The organism is Synechococcales cyanobacterium T60_A2020_003 (genome assembly GCA_015272205.1).
Lineage (GTDB): Bacteria > Cyanobacteriota > Cyanobacteriia > RECH01 > RECH01 > JACYMB01.
Genome location: JACYMB010000045.1, coordinates 1 through 10,175 on the forward strand (window position 1 = coordinate 1; position 10,175 = coordinate 10,175).

Annotated in this window: 7 protein-coding genes; 3 read left to right on the forward strand and 4 right to left on the reverse strand. The window is 52.6% G+C overall.

All coding sequences use genetic code 11. The annotated features are described in order from the left end of the window. Both IGR76_02670 and ribD read left to right on the forward strand, forming a co-directional pair. Positions 1 to 176 (forward strand): IS5/IS1182 family transposase (locus IGR76_02670; GenBank protein MBF2077435.1); only part of this gene is annotated, 176 nt, incomplete at its 5' end. 154 nt (positions 177 to 330) lie between these two features. Then, complete coding sequence (ribD, locus tag IGR76_02675) at positions 331 to 1,449, forward strand: bifunctional diaminohydroxyphosphoribosylaminopyrimidine deaminase/5-amino-6-(5-phosphoribosylamino)uracil reductase RibD (protein MBF2077436.1); 1,119 nt, start codon at positions 331 to 333, stop codon at positions 1,447 to 1,449. On the opposite strand, the gene IGR76_02680 is transcribed toward ribD, so the two are convergent. Next, positions 1,446 to 2,135, reverse strand: a complete 690-nt coding sequence (locus tag IGR76_02680; protein MBF2077437.1) for a glutathione S-transferase N-terminal domain-containing protein — start codon at positions 2,133 to 2,135, stop codon at positions 1,446 to 1,448. The two genes, ribD and IGR76_02680, sit on opposite strands and share 4 nt — an antisense overlap. A gap of 360 nt (positions 2,136 to 2,495) precedes the next feature. Between IGR76_02680 and IGR76_02685 the strand changes: the two genes are divergently transcribed. Then, complete coding sequence (locus tag IGR76_02685) at positions 2,496 to 6,506, forward strand: hypothetical protein (protein ID MBF2077438.1); 4,011 nt, start codon at positions 2,496 to 2,498, stop codon at positions 6,504 to 6,506. Positions 6,507 to 6,629: 123 nt separating this feature from the next. Here the strand turns inward: IGR76_02685 and IGR76_02690 are convergent, their stop codons facing one another. The 3 genes from IGR76_02690 to IGR76_02700 form a co-directional block, all read right to left on the reverse strand. After that, positions 6,630 to 8,573: a cation-transporting P-type ATPase gene (locus IGR76_02690; protein ID MBF2077439.1), complete on the reverse strand. Its 1,944-nt coding sequence runs from the start codon at positions 8,571 to 8,573 to the stop codon at positions 6,630 to 6,632. After that, positions 8,468 to 9,016: a hypothetical protein gene (locus IGR76_02695; GenBank protein MBF2077440.1), complete on the reverse strand. Its 549-nt coding sequence runs from the start codon at positions 9,014 to 9,016 to the stop codon at positions 8,468 to 8,470. Before IGR76_02695 ends, IGR76_02690 begins: the two co-directional genes overlap by 106 nt. A gap of 212 nt (positions 9,017 to 9,228) precedes the next feature. Next, on the reverse strand, positions 9,229 to 9,873 hold the full coding sequence (locus tag IGR76_02700) for a Uma2 family endonuclease (GenBank protein ID MBF2077441.1): 645 nt from the start codon (positions 9,871 to 9,873) through the stop codon (positions 9,229 to 9,231). Positions 9,874 to 10,175: the final 302 nt, after the last annotated feature.

A 10,175-nucleotide genomic window follows, 5' to 3' on the forward strand; every position in this document is an offset into this window, starting at 1 on the left:
GCTATCATCGTCGTTCGATTGCTGAAACTACCATGTTCCGCTTTAAGACTATTTTTGGGGGCAATCTCAGTGCACGTCAATTTGACAATCAAGCCGTGGAATTGTTCATCAAATGTGTTGCGCTCAACCGCATGATTCAGATCGCTAAACCCGATAGCTACAAGGTTGAAGGTTAATACCAGGACACTCTCAAGGCGAACCTGACCGTTTTTCTAATCATGCAACAAAGCCGTTTTGAGTTGAAAATTACGTTGCGACATCAGCGATTTCAGCGTTAAGACGTTGGCTGTAATACCGTGAATCGATTGGACGGGAAGGAGGGGACAAACCATGAGCCATGATCGTATTGAGGGGCAAGGACTAGAGGGTGATCGCCTCTTGATGCAGCGTTGCCTAGAGCTTGCTCGTCAGGCTGCGGGGAAAACGGCTCCCAATCCGATGGTTGGAGCCGTAGTAGTGCGGGATGGGGAAATCGTGGGGGAAGGGTTTCATCCCAAGGCGGGCGAACCCCATGCGGAGGTGTTTGCGCTGCGGGCGGCGGGCGATCGCGCCCAAGGGGCAACCCTGTACGTCAATTTAGAGCCGTGCAGCCACACGGGACGCACACCTCCCTGTGCTGATGCCGTGATTGCAGCAGGGATTGGGCGGGTCGTTGTTGGGATGGTTGATCCCAATCCTAAAGTGGCCGGATCGGGCATTCAGCGCTTGCGGGATGCTGGACTGGAGGTGGTGGTGGGTGTGGAGGAAGAGGCCTGTCAGCAGTTAAACGAGGGGTTTGTGCATCACGTCCTGCACCACCGTCCCTTCGGTATTTTGAAATATGCCATGACCCTCGATGGCAAGATTGCGGCGACGGGGGGGCATAGTGCGTGGGTGACGAGTCCGGCAGCACGACAGATGGTACACCGACTGCGAGCCACCTGTGATGCTGTGATTGTGGGAGGCAACACCGTGCGCCAGGATAATCCGTACTTAACCACCCATGGAATGGGCGATCGCAACCCGCTTCGCATTGTGCTGAGTCGCACCCTTGATTTGCCCAGAGAAGCACACCTCTGGCACACCACCGAAACGCCAACGTTAGTGATAACTGAGGTGGGAGCATCGATGCCCATGCAGCAACATTTAACCGATCAGGGCGTTGAGGTCATGGCCTTACCCAAACTGACCCCCGATGCGGTGATGGCGGTGTTGGGCGATCGCGGCTTGCTGACGGTGCTTTGGGAGTGCGGCGGCACCTTAGCGGCAGAGGCGTTACGCGATCGCGCCATCCAGAAAGTGCTGGCCTTTATCGCACCAAAGATTATCGGCGGCACCCAGGCTCCTTGTCCCATTGGCGACTTAGGACTGACGCGAATGACTGATGCCCTCATCCTCGAACGGGTGACCTGGCGAATGGTCGGCACCGATTTCCTCCTGGAAGGCTATCTGGATGCCAAACATGGCTAGCTGCGGCGACCTTGCCCAAAGAGAACTGAGCGAGAGTCTTCCGTGGAAACGGCTTGGCTTTTGAACGCTTCGGCTTTGGCGTAGGCTCGCTGCACGGCTGGACGGGTGCGGATGGACTCAAACCAGCGCTTCACGTTGGGAAAATCGGCTAAGTTCATGCCCTGCGCCGCATAGGGCACAATCCAAGGATAGGCGGCCATGTCAGCAATGGAATACTCGCCTGCCATAAAAGGGCGATCGCTCAATCGTTCGTCGAGCACGCCATACAGCCGTTCGGTTTCCTTCACGTAGCGATTAATGGCGTAGGGAATTTTTTCGGGGGCGTATTGGTTGAAGTGGTGATTTTGACCCAGCATGGGCCCCAGACCCCCCATTTGCCAAAAGAGCCACTGCATCACCTCGACGCGATCGCGCACCGCACTGGGTAAAAACTGTCCGGTTTTCTCTGCCAGGTATTGCAAGATCGCGCCCGATTCAAACACGCTGATCGGTTCGCCGCCGTCCGCAGGGGCATGATCGACCATGGCGGGAATGCGGTTATTCGGTGAAATTTTGAGAAATGCTGGATCGAACTGATCGCCTTTACCAATGTTAATCGGCTTCACCGTGTAGGGCAGTCCCGTTTCTTCCAGGAAAATGGTGATTTTGTGGCCGTTGGGCGTGGTCCAGTAGTACAGGTCAATCATGGCATCGTGTCTCGCTGAGGGTTTCCTGTATTCTGACGCGTGTTTGGGAAACCTGCAAAAGGAGTGCTAAAGGGCAATCGGGATTCGGGCGATCGCAACAAAATTGTGGTGAAGCGAAACGAATTTATAAAGAGAAGGGTACCCTAGAGAAAATAGACCACATGTATCCTGGCGAAACCTGTCCCACTTTTGTGCAGAGCAACTGAGCTTAATGAGATCCCGAGGATTTTTATCGATTCGTGAACGAATACGCTATATTTAGCTGTCATTCGCTACCCTCAATCAGTTAAACCCATACCCATTGGGTTCACGGAGTACAGGTTTTTTGATTTTTTTCTACCGCCGAACGAGTGAAAAGCCATGACACAGCCAAAGCTTATGGAACTGGCAAAACAAGGTGAGCCACAAGCGATCGCCATTTTGATGAATCGCTCTCTTCAACCTCAGGGAATGTCGGTTAAGGTCAGTCGAGAGGGCGATCGCCTCTCGGTACTGCTCCAGGCCGATCAAACCCCAAATCGTTTGGTGATGACGAATTTCGTGCGAAACGGAATCACGAACCTTAAGCTTCAGTCTGTGATTCAGACGGTAGAGATTATTGGGCAACGCACCGGGGACGATCAGCCCGCTTGGACGCAGGAGCTAGATCTGGCTGCGATGGATAGTGCTAATGGCCTCCTCGATGCGCTAGACACCCCGCCCTCTGCGACCGAAGCGACGGGCGTAGAATCATCGTTAGATCTAGAACCGTCGTCTACCGAACCTGTCGAGTCGTTGGGCGATTGGGAAGAGACACCCGCCGCGAATGATTTCACCTTTGAGGATGCAGGCTTACTCGATGACGATGCCCTTGTTTTTGAGGAAGAGCCGCTGACTTTAGATGCTTCACCTGCACCGGATATGGGTCTAGATTTCAGTGCTCTTGACGAGGGAGACATGGGCGTAGAGGCATCAAGTTCTCCAGACTTGTTTGGGTTAGACGGTGACGCTTCTGAGCCATCGACCTTCGATCTAGACAGAGAGTCATCAGAGTTCAACGCCCTGGATCTGGAATCCTCCTCTGTTTCGGCTCCAGCAGATGAGAGCCTATCGCTGTTTGCCGATACACCGGACGATTTTAATCTGGAGTCGCTCGATGCTCCCTCCGGTCTGAATACAGACGATATGTTTAGCAGTTCTCCGTCGGGTGATCTTGACTTATCGTTTGATGCTTCTGACGCCTCGTTAGGTGAACCTGCCTCAGACCTGTTTGGCCTCGATCTGCCTGGTGAAGATTCATCGGATCAGTCGTTTGATACGTGGGACACTCCAGCGGCTTCATTGGAGGAATCTTCTGATGATTGGGATGCTCCTGCGGCTTCGTTTGAAGAGTCTCCAGATTTGTTTGTGGAAGAGAGTAACGATCTTGGCTTCAGCGGTTTCGACAGTGTGCCGTCTGACGATTTTCCCTTGGAGTCTGAAGAATCTTCATTTGCAGTCTCCGCATCTGATACTCCTGAGGCTCCATTTATTGATAGTGAATTGGCGGTAGCTCTGACCGAAGATGCCTATCCCGATGAGTTCGATTCATTCGAATCCAATGATTTTGGCCTAGAGACGATGGAGCCTGAAAGTGGCTCTACAGATAGCGATTTAGGCAATCTGTTTGGATCATCATCGCTGGATGATTTAGGGATGGCGTCGGAGATAGAAGCTGGGGCGTTGGATTGGGATGCTGAGCCGGAAAGCGCGTTTGATCAGCCTGAATCTGCAAGTTCTGAATCAGCATTCGGCCTAGAAGAGCTGCCGTTTACCAATACTGAAGATTTCTCTTTCTCAACGGAAATGGGCCTTGGGGAGAACGCGGAATCTTCTTCTTCAATATCGGAGGAAGTAGCAACTCTCTTTGGCCAGGGAGACATGGATCTCAACGCCTTCGAGTCTTTCTCGTCAACGCCAGATGCGTTTATGGGAGCAGAATATGATGCAGATGAGATGGCAGAGATGTCTCCCAGTGATGATCTTGAGATGGATCGCTTTGCATCTGAATCTGATTCGTCGAATCTATTTGGGGATAATATCAGCACGGATGATACTCTATCCGCCGATGTTGATAATCTATTTAGTGAGAGCGGGTTCGGAAGGAGTTCTGAAATTGACAACGATTCTCCGAATCTAGAAGATACTGATTTCGACCTGAGTATCTCCTCGTTTGACGAGAGCGATCGCTCTGATGAGTCTCTCTTGTTTGACGCTGATCTTCCTAACCTAGAAGCAACAGATGAACTAACAGGTGTAGAGACCCTATCCGACGAGGACTCGGGGTTTGAAACGGCCACATCTAAAGATAATCCCGTGCCCGCAGACCTGGATTTTGGTATGGAAGCATCTGATGCATCGTCTGAAGACTCTGAAGATTGGGATAGCTTCAATGCTCTAGATAGTAGTGATCTCAGCACCACGGGTTCAGATGCATGGAACGTTGATGCGTCTTTGGATGAGAACGCAGCGTTTGAAGGTAGCGAATCCGAGCGCGCGGAGCTATCGAATCTCGATCTCAACCTGTCTGCCTCAGATATTTCAGATCCTTCGGATTGGTCTCTGGAGAGTGAGACGTTTGTGAATGAAGCAGGAGTTGAAGAGACTCCATCGATTCCGGATTCTGATCTAGACTTTGATGCGGCTCCTCTGGATCTAGACTTAGCGCTAGAGGGCAGCCTATTTGTGGATACTGATACGGAGTCAAGCTTTGAGAATAACGGGATGGCTCTTGAGTCTGAACCGGAGGGTCTCGGCCTCAGTGAATTCTTGCCCGAAGGTGCGTTGCTGGGAACTGCCGCATTTCTGGGCGCAAACGCGTTTGCCCATCATGGGGATGACGAGTCTTTAGAGTCTGGCGATCGCGCTGAGGCAGAATCTTTTGCAGATATTCCCGATGCGGATCTCGATCTCGCCATGGATCTAGATGACATAGCACTCAATGACTTTGCCGATAGCTCCGAAGATCTGGACGCAGAAGCTGCCCGATTTGAGCTGACCTCTGGCGACCTCGATGACGGTGTTGCAAGTGCAGCGGGCTTCGTGATCGATGCAGAAACAGCTCTGCCTCCAGAATTCACGGAAACGTCATCTTTTGAGTCTGATCTTTCGCCCATGGGTCTTGATCTCGACTCGGACTTTACAGCGGCGATCGCCCCGGATGAGGATCTCACAATGGGGGTATCTGCCTCCCCGATTGCCGATCTTACGCCGTTAGCTGAAGGCCAGGAGGACGTAGAGAGTTGGGTCAGCACCCAGAATACCCTCATTGATGAGGATGATGTGCTGTTTGAGATTGACGAAGAGGCGTTGGATAATTCAGCCTTTACCCCCCATCCTGAGTTAGACGATGAAATTGTTCTGACGCCCGATATTCACGAGGGAGAGAGCAACGGTTGGAACGAAGCGGAGTTTGGCGAGGTTGAGGTTAATACTCCGCCACTCACACCAGAAGAAGCTGCTGCGATGGCGATCGCCTCTGAGAATCAAAAAGAGAGTGCGACTGTTCCTGTTCCTCCTTCTGATTCGACAAAATCTCGTGGAAATCGGGGGCTTCTAGCGCTCATCTCCATTTTGGTTGGGATCTGGCTATTAGGATTGCTAGCTGTGTCTCTGTTCCGCCGCGAGCCTAGCCCCACCCCATCCGTCGCAACCTCACCAGAACCGAATGCAGCCGGATCCCCAGCAACCAGTCCAGAGGCAACTCCTCCTGCATCGGAAAACGCTTTCCAAGATGGATTGGCAAAAGGAATGGCCGCCGCTACGCTCGCCCAAACGGCTAAATCTACTGACGATTGGGGACTCGTGGTCAGCCAGTGGCAGCAGGCCATTGATGCCTTCAAGGCCGTACCCGAATCGAGTCCTGATTACGCGACGGCTCAACAAAAAATTGCCGAATACGAAGGGAATTTGGCGATCGCCCAGCAGCGTCTTGCGAGCATTCCACCTATTGTGGAAACGCCATCAACGGCTCCGGCGGTGATTGTTGGCAGTGGTGACGTGACCTGTCAGGAGGTTCCCGCCAGTGAGGGGGCGCCGCAGCTTGAATTCAGCAATGTGCAACTCAGTAACACTCGGTTTGTGGGATGCTTAACTAACCATACCGATCTACCCATCAATGCAGTATCTGTGGTCTATCAGCAGACTAGCCCTAGCGCCCCCGATGCTGCCACTAAAAAACTGGGACGATTGGACGTAGCCGTCATTCAACCGGGTGAAACGCAGCCTTTCCGGTCAGACTTTACCTTGGCGGCGGATGTTAAGGATGCAACGATTCAGTCGATTGTGTGGAGCTCACCCACCATGAGCGAACCTCAGAAAGCGGAGGTTCAGGTTAGCGCTGTGCCTGAATAGTTCCCTAATCGATAGGGGGCCTACTAGCGGTTTGAATGAGAGACATCATGAGTTGGGAGATGTGGCAATGGCATCCCCCAATTTGTCCTTTAGGAAAACAAGTCTCTTGATGGAGCTTTCTCCCTACTTCGGTTTGGTGGCTTCGTTAACCAGCAGGGGCAACAGCGCACTACTGCCAATAACGGCGATATCCACAAGGCTGAGCGGCGCAATATGGAGCAACTGGCGTAGACCAGGAACCAGTGCCGAGAGCAGTTGCAGCGCAATCGAGCCAGAAAGGGCGATCGCCAAATAGAGATTAGGCGGCAGGGGATGGGAGGTGAATAGACACCGGGTTTGAGACCGACAACTGATCGCGTGGAGGAGTTGGGCCAGGGTCAGGCTCATGAACCCGATGGTGCTGGATTGAGGGCTAATTCCATACTGTTGTAGGGCGTAGCTATAGGCGGCGAGGGCGCTGATCGAGAGAACCGCAGATTCCACCGCAATGCGTCGGAAGTCGGAGGATTGGATAATCGGTTCCTTAGGATCGCGAGGGGGATAGGTGAGCACATCCGGTTCGGGCGGTTCTAGCGCCAGTGCCAGTCCTGGAAAGATATCAGTGACCAGGTTTAGCCAAAGCAACTGCATCGCATTCAGCGGTTGACCAATACCCAGGCTAATGCCTGCCAGCATCACCATAATTTCGCTGAGGTTCGTGGCCAGCAAGAAATGGACGGACTTGCGAATGTTGTTGTAGATCGTGCGGCCTTGGCTGATGGCGATCGCCATCGTGGATAGGTTGTCGTCCTCCAGGATCACATCAGCGACTTCGCGGGCAACGTCGGTTCCGGAATGTCCCATGGCGATGCCGACCTCTGCTGCCTTCAGGGCTGGTGCATCATTAATACCATCTCCGGTCATAGCGACAACTTTACCTGCCCGTTGCAAGGCTTGCACCACCTGTAATTTGTTCGCCGGACTGATGCGAGAAAAGATATGGACGCGATCGCACAGTTCACTGACCACCTCTGGGTCGAGGGTTGCCAGATCCGTTGAATCTAAGATTTTTAGTTCATCGCCCCGACTCAGATCGAGTTCTTTCCCGATGGCATAAGCGGTTTGGCGTTGATCTCCCGTAATCATCACGGTTTCGATTCCGGCCTGATGAAAAATGCCCATGACCTCTTTCACCCCGTCACGCAGCGGATCGGCCATACCCACTGAGCCCAGCCATACGAGGTCATTGTGGGTCTCGGTTTCGCGATCGGCTGTGTGTCCGTAGGCGACGCCCAGAACCCGGAGACCGTTGCTAGCCATGCGCTCATTTTCAGTCTCAATGGCCTGTCGTTGGGTGGGAGTCAAGGGCGCAATCCGCTGATCCGTCAGGCTCCACTCACACAGACCTAAAACCTCCGTGGGGCTCCCCTTCACCGCAAGGAAGTATTTCTCGCGATCGCTGCCGTCGGTATGCAGGGTTTTCATGACGTTGTGGGCTTCGGAGCGGTGGTGAACGTGAACAAGGGGATATTCGGTTCGCACCTGATGAATGTCGATGCCTGCGGAGTGAGCGATCGCCAACAGCGCATTTTCAGTCGATGATCCCTCAAAAACAGCGGTATCCTGCGTGTCGTCGTAGTCGCTCTCGTTGCACAGCGTGATCACCTGTAGCAGTTTCCCCAGGGATTCGCGGATTTCAGGAGAAGAGGGCGCGTCTCCCTGGAATTGACCCTCAATGACCTGAAGGTGAGTATGGTCGGTTTGTACTTCCACCACCGACATCGTATTGGCTGTGAGGGTGCCCGTTTTGTCGAGACAGAGAGTCTGGAGGGAACCGAGGGTTTCAACGGCATCTAACCGTCGAATCAAAACGTTTTGCGTCCGCATATTGCGAATACCCAGAGCCAGGGTCGTCGTAGCAACCGCAGGTAGTCCTTCGGGGACGGCAGCCACCGCCAGGGCGATCGACGTTTTCAACATGTCTAGGAGGGCATACCCCCGCCATAGCCCGATGGCAAATACCACGGCACACACGGTACTGGAGAGCCAAACCAGTTGACTGCCTGCGACATCCAGTTGGCGTTCCATTGGCGTTTCTGGTTTACGGCCTGCCCCACCATTGTTTGAATCTTGCCCATTTCGGTCAAACTGGCCGTTGCCACCACCGCTGCGAGTCCCTGTCCCCCTATAACCAGCGTTCCCATATAGACCATATTGGTGCGATCGCCCAATGGGATATTTTCATTTGCCAACGCATCCACCGTTTTGGTTACAGGCATACTTTCCCCCGTGAGGGCAGACTCATCCACGCTTAGGTTCATGGCCTCCAGCACTTTGGCATCTGCTGCAACATAGGTTCCAGGGCGCAGCACGAGAACGTCCCCAGGAACGACCCTCTGAGCCTCTATTTCCTGGCGTTGCCCATCTCGGATCACCCACGCTGAGGGACTAGCTAAATGCTTGAGAGAGCGAATGATGCGCTCCGAACTCAGAATTGGTATGATTGGATTGAGTAGGTAAAAGTCACCCAGTTAGACGCAATGGGCGTGACGCTCGGCGTGAGTGACAGCACTCAAAAACAATCTCTACGTCTCGACTTTCCAACAACGGCTAAAAGGGTGATGTCATTGCAGCGAATGATGGGTGCAATGTTTACCGAAAGCCGAGCTAAATTGGGTGGGGACACATCTGGGGATAATCATTAAGGCAAGCATGGGAATAAGAGTCTTTTCGTGGGACTGATCTACCCCTTGATTTGCTGAAACTGCTCTAATAGCCAAGCGCTGACCTTCCCATGATTCGTATTGCGCGATCGCTGCAACGCCGTTTTCAACACTGCAATATCTAAACCTGGCAACACCTGCGATCGCTGAATTCTGCGGCTGCCCTGATTTTCAACTGCAAACGCAATGATCTCAACCGACTGCACATCCACGATCCAGTATTCCCCCACACCCAAATCCTCATAGAGCAAGCGCTTATTGCCCGTATCATCTGACAAAGACGTACTAGCAATTTCAATCACCAGATCGGGAGATGGGTATTGATCCAAATTCACGATGCCTGTTCCCCACGGAATAGCCTCCGCTGCGCTGCCAATGTAAAACGACACATCAGGCTGAGCCTCACTCACGCCAGGTTTGCGGTAAGTACAGTTGTCTTTTCCGTTTAAATCAATGCCATTAATAGCAGCAAATAAAGTCACAGCATAGATGACAATACTGTGATCGCTGGCATGATCATTTCCTACTGGAGACATCTCAACCCTCACCTGGTGGTTATAGTAGTAGCTCTTGGCATTTGCATAGGCAGGATCTCCTACATCTCGCAGGTAGTCCTCCCAGGATGTGGTGATCCAGGTGTCCGTTGGAATGCGTGTGTTGGGCATTGGGTTTGTCCTCACCTGCTACGACCGATTCAGGCTAACCGCCTTAAGGCTGACGATATTGATCACGTTTTCTGTGACCATTCATCCTACGATTTTATCGGCGATTGTGCTTTGCATGGACTTCGCGATCTCCCAAGGTCTGCTACGCTATGGTAATGAGAATGGGTTTCATTTACTCCGCTTAGGGCATAGAATTTCAAAAAAATATGGCGATCGAACTCACGGATACTGACTACGATGAGATCATGGCGCAATCAGAAGTCTCCCTTTTTAAGGGGGATCGACAACGCTTTGATCCATGA